At 67.7% G+C, this 16,606-nt stretch carries 17 protein-coding genes, 1 tRNA gene and 1 pseudogene; 14 read left to right on the top strand and 5 right to left on the bottom strand.

Going from position 1 to position 16,606, the window contains the following annotated elements:
* Positions 1-17: 17 nt before the first annotated feature.
* Complete coding sequence (locus IE278_RS38810; RefSeq protein WP_189779715.1) at positions 18-998, bottom strand: hypothetical protein; 981 nt, start codon at positions 996-998, stop codon at positions 18-20.
* Entirely contained in the window at positions 999-3,062 is a 2,064-nt protein-coding gene (locus tag IE278_RS38805; RefSeq protein ID WP_189779714.1) for a hypothetical protein, read from the bottom strand.
* Positions 3,063-3,244: 182 nt separating this feature from the next.
* Between IE278_RS38805 and IE278_RS38800 the strand changes: the two genes are divergently transcribed.
* Positions 3,245-4,492 (top strand): DNA cytosine methyltransferase, encoded by a 1,248-nt coding sequence (locus tag IE278_RS38800; RefSeq protein WP_308434966.1) that lies wholly within the window; start codon positions 3,245-3,247, stop codon positions 4,490-4,492.
* A 139-nt stretch (positions 4,493-4,631) separates the two neighbouring features.
* Here IE278_RS38800 and IE278_RS42685 read toward each other — a convergent pair.
* Positions 4,632-4,805, bottom strand: a pseudogene (locus IE278_RS42685) (XRE family transcriptional regulator); the annotation flags it as partial.
* A 496-nt stretch (positions 4,806-5,301) separates the two neighbouring features.
* On the opposite strand from IE278_RS42685, the gene IE278_RS38795 reads away from it, so the two are divergent.
* Positions 5,302-6,096, top strand: coding sequence for an NUDIX domain-containing protein (locus IE278_RS38795; protein ID WP_189779725.1), 795 nt, complete (start codon positions 5,302-5,304; stop codon positions 6,094-6,096).
* Here IE278_RS38795 and IE278_RS38790 read toward each other — a convergent pair.
* Positions 6,080-7,210, bottom strand: coding sequence for an NsdA family TPR-like regulatory protein (locus tag IE278_RS38790; RefSeq protein ID WP_506417404.1), 1,131 nt, complete (start codon positions 7,208-7,210; stop codon positions 6,080-6,082). The genes IE278_RS38795 and IE278_RS38790 overlap by 17 nt on opposite strands.
* A 339-nt stretch (positions 7,211-7,549) precedes the next feature.
* On the opposite strand from IE278_RS38790, the gene IE278_RS38785 reads away from it, so the two are divergent.
* The 10 genes from IE278_RS38785 to IE278_RS38740 all read left to right on the top strand — a co-directional run bounded on the left by IE278_RS38785 (position 7,550) and on the right by IE278_RS38740 (position 13,761).
* The gene (locus tag IE278_RS38785) at positions 7,550-7,906 is read left to right on the top strand and encodes an SCO3933 family regulatory protein (protein ID WP_189779712.1); all 357 of its coding nucleotides are present in this window, start codon (positions 7,550-7,552) and stop codon (positions 7,904-7,906) included.
* Between the two features lie 2 nt (positions 7,907-7,908).
* Entirely contained in the window at positions 7,909-9,264 is a 1,356-nt protein-coding gene (locus tag IE278_RS38780) for an FtsK/SpoIIIE domain-containing protein (RefSeq protein WP_189779711.1), read from the top strand.
* An 84-nt stretch (positions 9,265-9,348) separates the two neighbouring features.
* Positions 9,349-10,053, top strand: coding sequence for a DUF2637 domain-containing protein (locus IE278_RS38775; RefSeq protein ID WP_189779710.1), 705 nt, complete (start codon positions 9,349-9,351; stop codon positions 10,051-10,053).
* A 21-nt stretch (positions 10,054-10,074) separates the two neighbouring features.
* Positions 10,075-10,266: a mobile element transfer protein gene (locus IE278_RS38770; protein WP_189779709.1), complete on the top strand. Its 192-nt coding sequence runs from the start codon at positions 10,075-10,077 to the stop codon at positions 10,264-10,266.
* 11 nt (positions 10,267-10,277) lie between these two features.
* Complete coding sequence (locus IE278_RS38765) at positions 10,278-10,433, top strand: hypothetical protein (RefSeq protein ID WP_107018476.1); 156 nt, start codon at positions 10,278-10,280, stop codon at positions 10,431-10,433.
* Between the two features lie 24 nt (positions 10,434-10,457).
* Positions 10,458-10,772 (top strand): SpdD-like protein, encoded by a 315-nt coding sequence (locus tag IE278_RS38760; RefSeq protein WP_189779708.1) that lies wholly within the window; start codon positions 10,458-10,460, stop codon positions 10,770-10,772.
* An 89-nt stretch (positions 10,773-10,861) separates the two neighbouring features.
* The gene (locus tag IE278_RS38755; RefSeq protein WP_189779707.1) at positions 10,862-11,047 is read left to right on the top strand and encodes a hypothetical protein; all 186 of its coding nucleotides are present in this window, start codon (positions 10,862-10,864) and stop codon (positions 11,045-11,047) included.
* Positions 11,040-12,419, top strand: a complete 1,380-nt coding sequence (gene repSA / locus IE278_RS38750) for a replication initiator protein RepSA (RefSeq protein WP_189779706.1) — start codon at positions 11,040-11,042, stop codon at positions 12,417-12,419. Before IE278_RS38755 ends, repSA begins: the two co-directional genes overlap by 8 nt.
* Complete coding sequence (locus IE278_RS38745) at positions 12,416-12,628, top strand: helix-turn-helix domain-containing protein (protein WP_189779705.1); 213 nt, start codon at positions 12,416-12,418, stop codon at positions 12,626-12,628. Before repSA ends, IE278_RS38745 begins: the two co-directional genes overlap by 4 nt.
* Positions 12,628-13,761, top strand: a complete 1,134-nt coding sequence (locus tag IE278_RS38740; protein WP_189779704.1) for a tyrosine-type recombinase/integrase — start codon at positions 12,628-12,630, stop codon at positions 13,759-13,761. The genes IE278_RS38745 and IE278_RS38740 overlap by 1 nt, the downstream gene beginning before the upstream one ends.
* 92 nt (positions 13,762-13,853) lie before the next feature.
* On the opposite strand, the gene IE278_RS38735 is transcribed toward IE278_RS38740, so the two are convergent.
* A tRNA-Val gene (locus tag IE278_RS38735) sits at positions 13,854-13,928 on the bottom strand.
* A gap of 190 nt (positions 13,929-14,118) precedes the next feature.
* Between IE278_RS38735 and IE278_RS38730 the strand changes: the two genes are divergently transcribed.
* Positions 14,119-14,916, top strand: a complete 798-nt coding sequence (locus IE278_RS38730; protein WP_189779703.1) for a DUF4097 family beta strand repeat-containing protein — start codon at positions 14,119-14,121, stop codon at positions 14,914-14,916.
* A gap of 65 nt (positions 14,917-14,981) precedes the next feature.
* Complete coding sequence (locus IE278_RS38725) at positions 14,982-16,424, top strand: coiled-coil domain-containing protein (protein ID WP_189779724.1); 1,443 nt, start codon at positions 14,982-14,984, stop codon at positions 16,422-16,424.
* Positions 16,425-16,606 lie beyond the last annotated feature (182 nt).

Below are 16,606 nucleotides of genomic sequence, written 5' to 3'. Positions count from 1 at the left end.
CCTCACGGGGTCCGGACTTAGGGGACGAGTTGAAGTTTCTGGTATAGAGATTCGGCTAATTGTCTGGCGAATGCCTCGTCAATGTTCACGTACTTGACGTAGCTCTTGTACTCAGGCATCGAATGCCGGTCTGGCGCTGCCTGCGGATCGAGCGCGGTTAGTTGCGGCAGCAGCCCGCTGCGCAGCACGGCGGCGCGGGCGTGGAGATGCGGTAGCTGCATGCGTTTCGGTGCGTAAAGTTCCCGCTGCAGCGGGCTGTACCGCAGCACCCAGCGTTCTGCGCGCGCGAGTTCCGCGTACACCACCGTGCGCTTGTCGGCGATGAAGCCGCTCATGCCGATCCAGTAGATATAGCGGTGGGTGTTGTAGCGCTGATATCGGTAGGCGCCGTGGAGCGGTGGTTCGCCGTGGCCTTCGACATCTGTCCAGAGGTCACCGCCCCCCTCGGACATCTTCTGAGGCTCGATGCCGCCGGGCCCCCGCTGTACGCCACGTTCGGTGAGCATTTCTTGAAAGCGGGGAAGACGTGGAACGAGTTGATCCGCAGCGCGGTCCTCGAAGGCGATGCCGAGTGCCTCGCAGAGAGCGCGGCATTCTTCAGGATCCGCTAGTGTCACCATCCGCACCGACGGGCCGTCGGCCTGTCGATGTGGCGGAAGTGCTACCACGGACTGCGCGAGGGCGGCAATACCAGGGTCAGGGTCTTCGTGCAGCCGTTCCAGCCGCTGTATGAGCCAGAGCGGCCTTTGCCCCACCAGAAGCGCGTGCCCTCCGGAATTGGGCAAGGTGGTGAGGACCGGTGGCGTCACACCCCAGATCCGGGCTTCCCAGTCCACTTCGACATGGCTGAGAATCTGCAGGTTGTACAGCGCGATGCGCCAGTCCAGCGTGGAACTCTCCTGCTTGCCCTTCCCCAGCCATGTGTACGTGTCTTGGAAGGCATCGAGGCTCCCGGCGCCGCGTTCGGAACACCACAGGAGCAGCTCGTCGTGCACCATTCACTTCCCTGCCGTGTAGTCGGTCCAGTCTTGTGCGCAAGCCACTGCGGTGGTGATGCTTCGCGAGGTCAGCCTGCGCCAGTCAGCTTGACTGAGAATTGTCCAGCTCCCTGAGGGGGCGTCACACGGGCTATACGAGCCGGTTTGGACGATCGGGGCTAGCCAGGCCCTGGCGTTCTGGGAACTGGTTACCTGAAGCAGCCATACAGCTTGGAAAGGCAGAGCAGCGAGCAGCGGTTCGATGTCGATCGCGTGAGGCACATGGTCCATGGTGGCGATCCAGCCTGGCGCTTCGGGAACGAGCTGGGCAGCGAGGCGATTCCCGCCTAGGGCGTAGATCGAGCCGCCGAGGCGCAGGATCCTCGTCGGAGGAAGGGGGTCGAGCCGATAGCTTCCGAAGAACGAGCCGGACAAATGGCCGGGCGGCAGCCAGGAAGCGAGCGCCGACGGACTTGCCGAGTTCGGGATCCTGCTGGGGATGGTGGCCAGCTTGGCGCTCCTCGGAGGGAGCGCTAGTAGTGGTAGGGCAACGCTCTCCCGGTAGCGCTCGACCAGGGTGAACGTGAGCTTGCGATGTCCGACCTCGATCTGGTGCTCGCCGACGGAGTGCACTCGCTCCGCTAGCCGGATCGTGATCGTGTCCGTCGGCACCTGAGAAACCGGCGGCAAGGGCACCCCGTCGATGGTGACGGTGCGCGGATGGTCATCGGGAATTGCTGGCAGAACAAGGTCAGGTGCGTACCCGAGGAGGTAGGTCTGTTTGCCGCCATCGATGCGGAGGCCGCCGGACAGGCGGGCCAACTGCTGGTGCAGCGGGGCCAGCGGGCCGACGACGCCGGAGACCGTCGCGGATCGGGTCGGTGTGTAGCCGCTGAACAACGTCCAGCCGGGCGGCACCTGAACCCTGCGGGGCTGACGTACGCCGTCTGATCCGCAAGCGAGCATCACCGCCTCGGCCTGCGCTGCGAAGGCAGTCCTCACCAGTACTCGATGAGGCACCCCGATTTCCGCTGCATTGACGGATGTCCACTTCCCGACCAAGTCGTTGGCCTGGAGGACGTAGAGGTCGCGAGCGGGGAGCATCAGTGTGGCGGTGTCGGCGGCCAGTTCGAGTGCCGATCCCGGAGTGAGTTCCTGGTCCGGAGGCGTGAGAGGTAACCATTCCACGCCCGAGGGAACCCTGATGACGTCGCCGTTCAGACTGAGCGATTCGAGACGGAGGTGGGAGGGGATGCGGGCTGCAACGCCGTACGGGAAACCGCCGGCTTCGGTCGTGAGAGACAAGGGCACACACGGCAGGCCAGCGGAGTTTCTCGGGAGCCCGTCGTAGTGGGTGAGTTCCTGCTGCAGGATGCTCGCCAGGATCGGTCGTAACTCCGGCGATGCCAGTGCGCGCTGGATCCGTGGGCTGGACCGATTGAGCCGTACCCACTCCTGGAACCGGGCGAGGAGTTCCGCTTCGGGGACCGAGTCTCCCGGCTGGGCTCCGATCGCTGACAGGAACAGCCCGACTTGCACGCGGTCCGATCCGACCAGAACGGCTTGGGACAGGGACCAGCCGATGTTGACCTGGGTCGGATGGGGAATGGCGGAGGGCAGGCCGCGTCGGCCCTGTTCATGCTCGGTCAGCCACCACTTCAGGTGATCCCACAGGGTGGGGACGATCACGTCGTAGCCGTCTGGCATGCCGGAGCCTTCGTGCAGGCCGAGCAGCTCGCGGAGCGGGCCATAGTAGGAAAACCTGTCGGAGCGGCTCATCCTGGAGGCTGCGAGCACTGTTGCTGCGAGGAGTGCGATGAAGGGCGGGTTGCCCGCGGCCCCGTGTCGGCGCCAGCGGCGAGCACGGGAGGCGATCCCTTCGAAGGGGTCGCGCCCGAAGACCCGGCTCCTGATGGCAGTTTGGAAGTTCTCGGCTGCAGTCGGGGGCGTTGTGGCAGCCTGGGTGTGACTGGTCAGCAGTTCGGTGAGTAGGGCATCGTCTACCGATAAGTACACAGGGGCTGCTGCTTCACGGAGGGGGAAGAAGTGTTCCGTGAGAACTCTGTTCCAGCTGTCATAGTCCATGGGCAACCCCCTCATCTGCGTAGGAAGAAGTTAGCCCATCGGTAGGACATTGGTCGCTTTTCGAACACCTGTCGGATATTCTTCGATGCCTGTGCCCGCTTAACTGCCCAACTGACTTGACAACTGCGGTTTTCTCCGGTGAGCTCCCTCTGTCAACACATTGAGCAGATCTACTTCGGGGAGTGCCTCCGTTGACCGCCGCACGATCGTCAGCGCGAACCCGGCCCGTGGGGAAGGTGCTCTCTCTGTTTACAGGAGCGGGTGGTCTTGACGTGGGTCTGGAGAGGGCTGGGCTGGCTACCGTCGCTTGCATGGAAGTTGACGCTGACGCCAGGGCCGTGCTCGCAGCCAATCGGCCGGGATGGGCCATGCCTGGCAACGGTGATGTCAACACTGCTGCCCAGTACCTCACTCCCCGAGCGCTAGGGATGAAGCGCGGGCAACTCGACCTCATTGCAGGGGGGCCGCCTTGTCAGCCGTTTTCAAAGGCTGCGCAGTGGGCTTCGACTGCACGGAGTGGCATGGAGGACGACCGAGCCAAGTGTGTGCATGGGATGCTCGACCTGGTTGAAGGTTTCCTCCCTAGGGCATTGCTCGTCGAGAACGTTGAGGGGTTCTTGAGAGGGGACGGGAACGCCTCCGAGGTCATTGACGAGGGGCTCGCGGGTATTAACGATCGGCATGGCACCTCCTACAGGATGGTGGCCAAGGTCGTTGATGCAGCTGACTACGGGGTGCCTCAGCACCGACGTCGGGCCATCGGCATTGCGTACCGGGACGGTGCAGAGGTTCACCTGCCGGAGGCGACCCACGCAGGCGACCCGATGCGGGCCTGGGACGTGCTTTGGGATCTTGAAGAGGATGAGAAGCCTGTTGCTACAGGGCAATGGGCAGCGCTACTGCCTTCCATCCCAGAAGGTGGCAACTATCTCCATCTCACGGCTCGTGGCGACGGTGACGAACTCTTCGGGTGGCGAACTCGGTACTGGTCGTTTCTGTTGAAGCTGGCCAAGGATCGACCGTCCTGGACCTTGCCAGCCTCTCCTGGGCCGAGCACGGGGCCGTTCCACTGGGACAATCGGCCCCTTTCTGTGCGTGAGCAGATGCGCTTGCAGACCTTCCCTGACGAATGGAGCATCGATCAGCCGTTCCGCGCTGGTCGGCGGATGGTGGGTAACGCGACCCCTCCGCTACTTGCAGAGGTGCTGGGGCGGACAATCGTGAGAGACCTTGAACTGGGCGGGGCTTCAGTCAGGTCTCGTCTTTTGGCGGGAGCGCCGTCTTTGCTGCCCGAGCGGCAGCTGAGCGTTCCGCGTGCCGTCGCGCCTGTCCCGATTCCTGAGGCGTACCAACCTCAGGTGGGTACCAAGGAGGCTCATCCAGGCGAGGGTATTGGACCTTCGCCTCGACGGTTGGCGACGAGAGGCTGACCTGCCCGGCCCTTTGTGTGGACTCTGTTGCTGGGCGAACGTTCGGTCGAAGGGGAGCGCTTGCATCGCCGGGCCTAGAAGGTGGGCTGTGGCGGGTGGGGGTTCTTCGCGCGCCGGGCTGGTGCGCTGCCACTAGCGTGGCCGCTGAGGCGTAGAGGTTGCTTCGTACGTGCTGGGTGGTGTTGCCGGCGTTCAGGAGGTTGACTGCCTCGTCGGCGGGGGCGGCGGCCCGCTGCTCGATGCCGACTTGTCCGCCGTGGCGGTGGTCGCACCGACTGCTCTCCACCACAGGAACGCGATGTCTAGCAGCTATCCGCGCCCCGTCTCGTGTCGCCCACGGCTCCGGTCGGCGGAGCGGCTTTGGGCTGGAGCTGCTTTGGCGCGAGTGATCATGGCCCCGTAAGCTTCCGGCGCGTCGGGCAGTCTGTGGACCTGCCCGGTAAAGCACGACGTTGGGGCCATGATCTTCGAGGCTCGCGCCAAAGTGGCTCCGTAAAGCCGCGGAGCCGACCGCCCCAGCCACGACGTACCCCTTCTCTGGCATCAGGCGGCTGCATGCTTTGAGCGCGGCACGGGCGCCGGCCGGGCTGGAGCGGGGCGGAGACAGGAGCGCAGGCCCGGCCGGGGGCCGGGCCGCGCGCGGGGAGCGGAGCGAGCCGCCTTGATGAAGTAGGGAAAGTTCTACCGCGCACTCTGAGCGTCTTTGATCATCGGTGTCGGACGACCTACTCACGTGAGTAGGTACAGGGCTACGCTTGCTGCGCCTGATGACGTCAGGACGTTGCGACGACAAGGAGCGTGCTCACGGGATGGGACCGAAGTCTGAGCGGGTCTACCGCACGATTCGCGAGTGGATCACGGCAGGCAAGTACCAGCCCGGTGCCAAGCTCCCGTCGGAGCGGACTCTGTCCGAGGAACTGGAGATCGGTCGCACCGCCCTTCGTCAGGTGCTGGCGAAGCTGGTCGCTGAGGGCGCCGTCGAAGTTCACGGCCGTAGTTCCTATCGCGTACCCAATCGGTCCGTCACCACGGAGACCCCGACGGACGTCGAGCCCTGGCAGATCCATGGTGAGCGGACTCTGTACGACAACCGTTGGGTGAAGCTCGGTCTCGTCGATGTCGAGCCGCCTGGCGTCGAGCGTTTTGAACATCACGTCGTACGCCTGCATCACGTGGCCATCGCTGCCGTCATCGACGATCAGGACCGTGTCCTGATGATGTGGCGGTACCGCTTCGTCCCCCGGTCCTTCGGCTGGGAGCTCCCTGGCGGGATCGTCGATGAGGGGGAGAACTCCTTGCAGGCGGCTCTGCGTGAGGTCGAGGAAGAGACCGGCTGGCGGCCCGACGGGCTTGAGCACGTGGTCACCTATCAGCCGATGGTCGGCATGGTCGACTCGCCGCACGAGATCTTCGTGGGTCAGGGCGCAGAGCTCGTCGGCGAACCGACTGACCTGGAAGAAGCCGGGCACATCGCCTGGGTTCCCCTCGCTGACATCCCTGGCCTGATGGCTCGTGGGGAACTCATGGGGTCTGGAACCCTCGTTGCCCTGCTGCATGTCCTTGCTTCCCGGGGTGCCGGCGCTTCGCCTACAGCCGCTGGGTGAGCTGTTCGATTCGGCGGCGGTGACGCACGGAACCTGTACGGCTTGCTACCAAGCGGGCTTGGCGCAGGTGCTCGTGCGCCTGGTCGTACTCACCGCGGGCCACGTGCGCCTGCGCGAGATCACAGCGCAATCCTGCTGATGCCCGGATGAACGTCGGATCGGTCGCTTCCAAGGCGGTGTAGAGGCTGCCTACCGCTTCGTCGTCGCCTATCAGGGCCAGTGCGTTGCCTCGCCACCTGGCCAGGTGACCGCCGTTGAGGAAGATGCTCAGCATGTCGGGGTCGCGGGCTTCCTCGCCCGACGGTAGGCATTTCATCGCGTTGTCGAGCGCACGCCGGCACTCCTCCTGGAGCCCTGCTCTTGCGCAGATCTCGGCTTCGGCCGCGTACAGCCATGCCCTGAGCCGCGGGGACATAGCCGTGCCGCCGAGTCGCTGCGCGTCCCGTACCAACTCGACAGCCATCGGGGCCCGGCCCGCATCGCAGAGTACGTATGCCTGCTCCGCGGTCGCGTGAGCCAGATACATCGGCTCGTCTGCCTCCTGGGCGGCCCGCTTACCCAACTCGTAGTGGCGCCAGGCTCGTTCGACCGCTCCGACATCGAGTGCCTGCCACGCCGCCAAGGTCGCCGCTCCGGCTAACGCCACGGCTACCGGGCGCCGCGTCTCGGGCAGTACGGCGAACGTGAGAGCGTCTTCCAGCGTCGACAGGTGCGCGGTCATCTGGTCGACAAGGCTTGCGGCACCGAGCTGCCGGTCGATGGTCCGCAGTAGTTCGGTCTGGTCCATGAACGTCTTCACCATGGTCTGGCTGACGTTGCGGGCCGCATCGATACGGCCCATGAGTTCGTCGTAGCCGTCGACTGCGGAGCCGGTGGGTAGCGCCTCGGGCTTGCCGGTCAACTCGTCGTCCGTGACGCCCAGGAGGACGCGGAGGATGCTTGCGTACCGGGTCGAGATGGCGCGCCGGCCGTTCTCCCACTCCGAGACGTACACACGCAGGCTCGCTGTCGACGCGACGCTGAGCATGTGCTGACGCGCATGACGTTCGATCTCGCGCACCAGGCGCTCTTGCGACCATTCGCGCGCGGTTCTTGCTGTCTTGAGTCCGTTCATCACCTGTGCCGCTCCGCATGGGGTGTTGAGCCGTAACAGCAGCATGCCTCACATCGGTGCAGGTCGGCAGGGGTTAACGAGACGTGTGTTAACCCCTGTTGGCTACCGAATCGTTGGCGCGAGCGCTTCTCTAGAAGTGTCGCAGCAAAGCGAGTTGCAACGCCGGAGTCACTACAGTGCTTGACTTCTGGTGCGCACCAGTTGCAACCTACTGGTGCGCACCAGACGGACGGTGCGAGTGGCTACAGCTTCGCTGCGGGCCACCCGTCAACGCACAGGAGCGGCGTCCCCACCGCCAAGTAAGCACGCCGCTCCCACCCTCAGAGAGGTAGTTCCATAATGCGTCAGATCCCCGTCGACACTTCCAACGCCACCGTGATGGTCGCCAAGGCTCCGCAGACGAAGCTGAAGGACCGCCGGACCGGTGAGATCGCCATGGACGCCGAGACCGGCGCGAAGCTGCTGACCGTGGACGTGATGTTCGCGGCCAACAACGAGGTGGAGATCCTTTCCCTGACCGTTCCCGAGTCGGGCGTCTCCGAGGAACTGGTCATGGGCACCCCGGTCGCGCTGACCGGTCTGATCGCCCGGCCGTGGGAGAACGAGTTCAACGGTCAGAAGCGTCACGGCATCGCCTTCCGCGTGGTCGCGGTCACCTCGCTGGCTGTCGCGGGCTCGGCTTCGCAGGCGGTCTGATCATGACTGCCTTCCTGATCGTCCTTGTGCTGGTCGTCGCCGCTGCGGGTCTCCTGCGGTGGCGGCGCCCCGCCTGGTACTGGCTGGTCTTCGGCGTCACCTTCGCTGTCCTGCGGGTCCTGGTCCGTTACGTCTCAGTCATGGACGCCTGCGGGCTGACGGTGCCGCCCTCCCGGTGGCGCCTGGCCCTGGCCCGCATCACGAACCGGCCGGTGCCCGAGTCTCGTGTCCCGCGCATCTTGCGGATCCGGCCCACCCGTACGGGCCTGGTACTGCGTCTCAAGCTCCGCCCGGGTCAGGACGCCTTCGACGTCTCGGCCGCGTCGGACCGACTCCGCCACTCCTTCGGCATGTACGGCGTGACCTCCCGTGAGCTGCGCTCCGGCGTGGTGGAGGTACGCATGACCGGCTACGACGTGCTCAAGCGAGTACAGATGCCGGCCACCGCCGACACCCGGCCGATGCGGGTGCCGGTCGCGTTACGTGAAGACGGCTCGGTCCACTACCGCGACTACCGGGCCGTGCCGCACGGGCTCACGCTCGGCGCAACCGAGTCAGGGAAGTCCGTCTATCAGCGCAACCTCGTTGCCGGACTCGCCGCGCAGGACGTCGCCTTGGTCGGCATCGACTGCAAACAGGGCGTCGAACTCTTTCCGCTCGCCCGGCGTTTCTCCGCCCTCGCCGACAACCCGGACACCGCCCTCGAACTCCTCGAAGCGCTCGTGACGCACATGGAGGACGTCTACCAACTCATCCGCGCTCAGCAGCGCATCAGCGTCAACGTCCCGGACGCACAGATCGCCGCAGACATCTGGGACCTGCCTGCCGACATGCGTCCGGTCCCGGTCGTCGTCTTGGTCGATGAAGTCGCCGAACTCGCCCTGTTCGCCACCAAGGATCAAGAGAAGCGCCGGGATCGCATCGTCACCGCCCTGGTCCGGCTCGCCCAACTCGGCCGCGCCTCCGGGATCTACCTGGAGATCTGCGGGCAGCGCTTCGGCTCCGAACTCGGCAAGGGCATCACCATGCTCCGCGCCCAGCTCACCGGTCGTACCGCACACCGCGTCAACGACGAATCCTCCGCGAACATGGCCTTCGGCGACATCGCCCCGGACGCCGTCCTCGCCGCCATCCAGATCCCCACCGAAACCCCCGGCATCGCCGTCACCGGCGACTCCTCCGGCGGCTGGGCCCGCATCCGCGCCCCGCACACCTCGCTGCGTCAAGCCGTGAACATCTGCAACAAGCACGCTGACCGGACTCCGGACCTGCCAGCCCTGGAGCCCTTCCGGCCCGTGGTCGCTCCGCTGTCCTCGGCCCGAGTGCCGCTCTCCAAGACGGCCTCCGCCACCGCTTGATCCTCTCTGCACCCCCGGTCGGCGCGACCGTCCCTCGCGCGAGGTCCCTACCCCCTCCATGCCTCGTTGTCGGAAGGAGCCGTGATGGCCCGCCCCGCCCTCCGAGTCGACGCCGTACTCGTCCAAGCCGTCATTGCCGGGGCACTCTCCTTCGCCCACCTGCACGACCTGGCCGCCGCTGCCGGACAGAGCGGCTGGAAAGCCTGGGCCTACCCGATCAGCGTTGACCTGCTCCTGGTCGCCGCCTGGCGACGACTGCGCTCCGAGGGGCCGTCCCGGCTGGCCTGGTGCTGGTTCGTCATCGCCTTGGTCGCCTCGCTCGGCGCCAACATCGCCACCGCCGGACTCCTCGACCTCGACCGGGTCCCGGCCTGGCTGAGCATCCTCGTCGCAGCCTGGCCCGCCCTGGCCTTCATGGGCGGCACACTCCTGGCCCACTCCGCCAACGACCACCCGGCGGCGACCGAAGTGCCGGCCGCGGCACCGGAGTCCGAGACCTGCCCCGAACCGGTCGCCTCGCCTAAGCCGGGATCCGTGCCGGTCGTGGTGCCCGAGTCCGAGGAAGTTCCAGCGCTCCCGGCCGCTGTTCCGGTCCCAGTTCCGGAAGCTTCCCCGGCTCTGCCCGTCGCTGCGGCCCCGCCGGTTCCGGCCGCGTTGGTCGACCACGCCCGGAAAGTCGCCGCCGACCACCACGCCCGAACCGGCTCCCGGATCGACCTCGACACCCTGCGCGCACGCCTCGGCGTTCCACCCCAGCTCGCCCGTGCCATCGCCGCCCAACTTGCCTGATCAGAAGGGAGCGCCACCGACATGCCTGCTCGCGACCACTTCCACTCCGTGATGCGGATCGGGCCCGTGCAGATCGGCACCCACCGCGACCGCAACGGCCAGACCAAGCACGCCGCCGTGTGCACGAACGACCGGTGCGGCTGGTCCGCCGACTACGGCAGCGCGACCGCCGCCCAGCTCGCCGCCCGTACCCACCGCTGCACCGCCCGATAGGAGCCCGCCCCGTGGACGTTCCGCTCTGGCTCGCCCTTGCCGCCGTCGGCTACCTCGGCGTCAAGCTCATCCGCCCGCCGCTCTGGCTGGTCCTAGTGCTGCTGCTCGGCGGCTACCTCATCGCGGACAGCCTCCTCGCCCCGGTCATCGACACCGCCGTCAAGTAACCCGTCCCGAAGGGAGATCCGCCGATGTTCCGCCCGAAGATCCCGTCCATGCCGCAGCCCACCGGCTTCATCACCCCGCCCGTCGTCATCGAGCCGACGGCCATCATCCAGCACACCCCGCCAGCCCCCGCGCCCGTATCTGTTGCTCCGACTCAGCCGACTGTTCAGCTCACCCCTGGCGCCGTCGTCGCCCTCGTCGGAAGCGGCATGGCCGTCGTCCTGGTCGTCGGCGCCGTACTCGTCTCGATGCTCCTGGCGGTCGCCATCACTGGTGCGTCCGTCGCCATCTGCGCCTTGGTCATCCGCTCGCTCATCACGAGCGAGGCGAAGCACCGCTGACCTACTCCCGGGCGGCCTCAACCGCCAAGTCTCCGCCGCCCGGGAGCCGTGCCCCTCTCCGATCTCGCAACCGGAAGGAACCCCCCAGCATGCCCCCGCACAGCCACCCGCAGGCTCACATCTGCTCGAACTGCAACGGTCATGCTTCCGTCGCCATCACCCTCGGCGGACGTGACCGGCACGGCCACCTGCGGATCATCACCGCCAACTGCCCGGCCTGCCACGGCACCGGTACCTCCCGCCGCTCGACCGCAGGGGAGGGCGCCCGTGCCTGACGTCCTCCTCAACCCGATCACCCTCGGCGACCTGCTGAGGGTGGCTTCGGCCGACGACTTCGACCGCTGGCAGGACCAGATCCACCGCACCGGCGGCTGCGCCGACCCGATCCACCTCACCGGCTGGACACTCGCCAAGGACAAGACGACCGGCGAGACCCTGCACCGCTACTCCACCGAGAACGAGCCCGGCGGACGGCTCCGCGTCGCTTGCGGAAACCGCCGCGCCTCCCGCTGCCCCTCCTGCGCCTGGACGTACGCCGGAGACACCTACCACCTCATCCGCGCGGGCCTGGCCGGGGACGACCGCCGAGACATCCCCGCCACCGTTCGCGACCACCCCCGCGTCTTCGCCACCCTCACCGCTCCGTCCTTCGGACCGGTCCACAACCGTCCCGACCGGGGCACCTGCCGCTGCGGCACCCGCCACCCGTCGGACGCCCCCGTGCTCGGCACGGCACTCGATCCGAAGACGTACGACTACGCGGGCGCCGTCCTGTTCAACAACTACGCCGGACAGCTGTGGCAGCGCTTCACCAACCGACTGCGCCGCGAGATCGCTGTCCGCGCCGGCCTCACCCAACGCGAGCTCAAGGAGGTCGCTCGGCTCTCGTACGGAAAGGTCGCCGAGTTCCAGAAGCGCGGCGCCCTGCACTTCCACGCCGTGGTCCGCATCGACGGCCCGGACGGACCTGACACCCCGCCCCCATTCTGGGCATCGGCTGACCTGCTCTCGGATGCCATCAAAGCCGCCGCGGCGCACTCCTACACATCGGTCTCCGTGCCTGCCATCGAGAATGAGCCCGCCCGCGCCTTCCGGTGGGGCACTCAGCTCGACGTACGGCCCGTGAAGGCGTTCGGCGACGGCTCCGACATCACTGAGCAAGCCGTGGCCTCGTACGTCGCCAAGTACGCCACCAAAGCCGCCGAGAACACCGGCTCCATCGACCGCCGCATCGGCGAACTCTCCGAACTCGACCGCCACGACGTGCCCGACCACACCCGCAGCCTGATCGAAGCGTGCAAGCGACTCGATCCGCTGTATCCGGACCGGCGCCTCTGGGCCTGGGCCCACATGCTCGGCTTCCGCGGCCACTTCTCCTCCAAGTCCCGGCGTTACTCGACCACCCTCGGGGAGCTCCGGCAGGCCCGTGCCGACTTCCGTGCCGAGCAGGAACGCCAAGTACTCGGCCTCAACGACATCGAGCCGGACACCGTCCTCGTCCTGGCCGACTGGCAATACGCCGGACACGGCCACACCCCCGGCGAATCCGCACTCGCCGCCACCATCGCCCGCGACCTGCAACTCAACCGTGAAACCGCACGCGAAGCCCTACGCGACCAACGCGCCACGGAAGGAGCCGCAATATGAGAGACCGCTACCTCAGCGTCGACCAGGTCGCCGAGCTGCTTGGCACGACGGCCCGCTTCCCTCGACGCCTGATCGCCGAGCGGCGCATCACCTTCGTCAAGGTCGGCCGTCATGTCCGCATCCCCGAAAGTGCTGTGGACGCCTTCGTGGCGGCGCACACCGTGGAGCCGATCACCGGTCGTACCTCGCATCTCAAGGCGGTGGCCTGATGCCCAACGCCAAAGGGCGCCGTCGCCGCTTCGGATCCGTACGCAAGCTGCCCTCGGGGCGCTTCCAGGCCCGCTACCGGGGCCCGGACGGTCTGATGCGCACCGCGGACAAGACGTTCGCCACGCAGACCGACGCGGACCGCTGGCTCGTGAAGCAAGAGGCCGAGATCCTCGACGGCAACTGGCAGAACCCTGACGTCACGGTGATCTTCGGTGACTTCGCGGAGTCCTGGTTCAAAGATCGCGACTACGCCGCCACCACTCGGGAGCGCAACGCGGGCGTGCTCAAGCTGCACATCCTGCCGAGCTTCCGTGCGGTTCCGTTGCGGGAGATCACCACACCGCAGGTACGGCGCTGGCGTACCGACCTCCTCGCTTCCGGGGTCGGCGTGGCCACCGTGTCCAAGTCGTACCAAGTACTCCGCGCCATCATGAACACGGCCGTGGATGACGGACTGATCCAGCGCAACCCGTGCCGGATCAAGGGCGCTGGGGCGGTCACCCACACCGAGCGGCCGTTCCTGTCCGTGCCTGAGGTCTACCGGCTAGCCGAGGCTGTTCCTCCGCACTGCCGCGTCTTGATCCTCCTGGCCGCGTTCACGGCGCTCCGCTTCGGTGAGCTGGCCGCACTCCAGCGCCGTGACATCGACCTGGAGGCCCGTACCGTCTCCGTTCGTCGCGCGTATGCCGAGACGCGTACCGACGGCCTCACGGTCAAGGCTCCCAAGAGCGCGGCCGGTGTCCGAACCGTGGCGTTCCCTGCCTCGCTCGTCGAGGAGCTGGCCCATCACCTCGCCGAGTACGCGAGTGCCGGCCGGACCGGGCTCGTCTTCGTCGGGGCCCGCGGTGGTGTTCTGCGGCGGAACAACTTCCGACGGATCTGGCTTCGGGCGCTCGACTCGACCGGCCTCGGTGACGTCCATTTCCACGATCTTCGGCACACCGGGAACACCCTCGCCGCGACCGGTGGAGCCACCACCCGTGAGCTGATGCACCGCATGGGCCACTCGTCCGTGCGGGCCGCGCTGATCTATCAGCACCTCGTCAACGGGCGTGATCACCAGATCGCCGACTACGTCGACGGGCAGATCCGGAAGGTCAAGCGGCCTCCGCAGGATCCTTCTGGCACGTAAGTGGCACGGCGGCGAAAACGCGCCGACAAAGATCAAGGCCCAGGCATCCGGCATCACGCCGGTTGACCTGGGCCTTAGTCGTGTCCTGGGACTGGTGGGCGCGGACGGTTTCGAACCGCCGACATCCGCCTTGTAAGGGCGGCGCTCTACCACTGAGCTACGCGCCCGGGACGAGTCGACAGCCTACATTGCCCGGGGTGGTGCCCCGCAAACCCGTTCCGGGGGGCCGTGCGGGGGTTTACCCCACCCCGGATCCGGGAGTGGCCCGGATCCCGCCGTGGGGGACGGGTCCGTACGGTCGAAGTGTTCGGGGCGCAGGTGGGGCCCCGGGCGTTCGCAGCTGGGGGGAGTCCCGTCATGAGTGGTCGTCAGCGGTCTACGAGCAGGGGTGTGCGGGGGCGTCGCGGGGGCCTGGCCGCCGTCGGTGTGGGGGTGGTCGCCTTGGGGCTGCTGGCCTCCGGGTGTGGGAACAGCGCTGATGAGGACAAGGAACCTGAGACGCGGTCGTTCGCGATCGACGGGCGGACGTTGACCGTTGATTCCGACGACTCGGCGCTGGAGCTGGTCGTGGGGGACGTGGACCAGGTCCAGGTCACCCGGTGGTTCAAGGCCGACGTCGCGATCGGCAAGGACCCCGACATCACCTGGAGCATGGAGAAGGGCGACACCCTCAAGCTCCGGGTGCACTGCTCCGGCGTGGTCGCCGACTGTTCTGCCAAGCACCGGATCGTCGTGCCGCGCGGGGTCGCGCTGACGGTGAAGGATCAGGACGGGAGCGTGCGGGCCACCGGGTTCGAGGAAGCCCTCGACATCCGGGCGAGCGATGGGTCCGTGCGGGTCGAGGATGTCTCCGGGCCTCTGACACTGCGTACCGCGGACGGGTCCGTCCACGGCAGTGGTATCGACTCCCGGCGGGTGGAGGTGAACACGCGGGACGGGTCCACCCGGCTCGACTTCGCCTCCGTTCCGGACCGGGTCTCCGCGCGCGGGCAGGACGGTTCGCTCACCATCGGGCTGCCGCACGCCGAGTACCGGGTCACGACCGGTGCCCAGGACGGCTCCGTGGATGTGTCGGTGCCGCGGGACAACAGCAGCTCCCATGTGGTGTCCGCCCACACCCAGGACGGCAAAGTCACGGTGCGTACCGCGAACTAACCGGCCCGTGTGTTCGTCCTTACCTGGTGGGAGAATGAATCGGGGCCACCACCGGGGCAGGACGGATCTCAGCACGGGAGAGGGAAGTGACGGCGACACCGGCGACACCTTCACAGCCGTACACGCCGTCTGTGCCGTGCGCACAGCCAGTACCTCGCCAACTGCCGCGCCGAGCGCCCCGGTTCCGTGCCGGCCGTGACCTGGTGGCGCTCGTTCTGCTGCCGCTTCCGCTGGTCGCGCTCGTGCTGCCCGCCGCCTTCGCCGGCGGGGGGACGCGGCGGTGGTTCGGCGGGCGTTCCGAGAGCCAGCGGGCCGAGGCGCAGGCCGCGAAGGACGCCGCGGCGGCCGCGTTCTACGAACTCGACACGGCGCAGCGCGATCTGCGCATCTCCATCGAGACCATCACCGCCGTCGACGACACCCCGCCCGCCCGGCGCGCGGTCGCCGACTTCGAGGCGCTCGGCCGGCGCATCGACGAGGTCAGTCACACGTACATCAGCGCCGTCGACGCCCACGACCTCGACCGCGACGACCTGGAAGCCTCCGTCGCCGCCCACGCGCGTACGGAGCTGACCCGGGCGAAGGACGAGCTGGGCCGGGTCAAGCAGGAGCTGGACCGGTTCGAACAAGGGCTTGGGCCGCTGCTCGGGAAGGCCGAGACGCAGCTCGCCCGGCTCGCTCCCGCCGTCGAGCGCGCCCGCCAGTCGTTGCTCGCCGCCTCGAACGCGCTCGACGCCGTACGGGCCACCGGGCTCAAGGCCGACGATCTCGCCGCCCGGCTCGCCGCGCTCGCTCCCGAGCTGACCAAGCTCAATCAGGGAGCCGGGCAGCACGGCGTGCCGGAGACGCTGGAGCGGGCCGACCGGGTCGCCCGGGACGCCGGGGCCGTGCGCGCGGAGGCCGAGCGGTTGCCCGAGCGGGCCACCGAGATCGACCGCCGTCTTGTCTCGCTGCGTACGCGCGCGCAGGCGCTGACGACTCGGTCCGGGCAGGTGAATCCGGTGCTCAGCGAGTTGCGGCGGCGGTTCGTGGCCGCGTGCTGGCAGGACCTGCAGCAGGTGCCGGACCAGGCCGCGGAGGCCGTTCGGCAGGCCGAGGTGAAGCTGGCGGAGGCGCGGGTCGCGCGCGAGGAGCAGCGGTGGGCCGACGCGACGGCCTTGCTGTCGACGGTGCGGGCGTTGCTGAACACGACCGATGAGGCGGTGTCCGCGGCGGGGGATCGGCTGCGGCGGCTGAACGAGGTGTCGAAGGACCCGCAGCGGGAGATCGAGCGGACGCGGTTCGCGATCCGGGACGCGCAGCGGCTCGCCATGGCCGGGCGTAACACGCCCGACCCTCGGCAGGCGCGTCCGCTCGACGACTCGGTGGCTCGGCTGGAGCGGGCGATCGGGTCGTTGGAGGGGCGGCATCCCGATTACTGGCACTTCCTCACTGAGCTGGAGGCTGTGCGGGGGACTGTTGCGGGGGTTGTTTCGCAGATTCGGGAGGAGCGGGGGGCGGGGGCTTGAGCGGGGTTCCCTCCCGGGGTGGGGCTTGCCTTGTCTGCGGGGGTGGGTTCGGTGGGGGCCGTTTGCGCCGTTCCCCGCGCCCCTGGGGGGTGGGGGTGGGGCTTGCCTTGTCTGCGGGGGGTGGGTCAACTGGGGGCCGTTCGCGCAGTTCCCCGCGCCCCTAGGGGGTGGGGTGTGCCCCT

The organism is Streptomyces tauricus (genome assembly GCF_014650955.1).
Lineage (GTDB): Bacteria > Actinomycetota > Actinomycetes > Streptomycetales > Streptomycetaceae > Streptomyces > Streptomyces tauricus.
The sequence above is the reverse complement of the archived record's forward strand: the minus strand, read 5'-3'. Positions and strand labels throughout refer to the sequence as shown.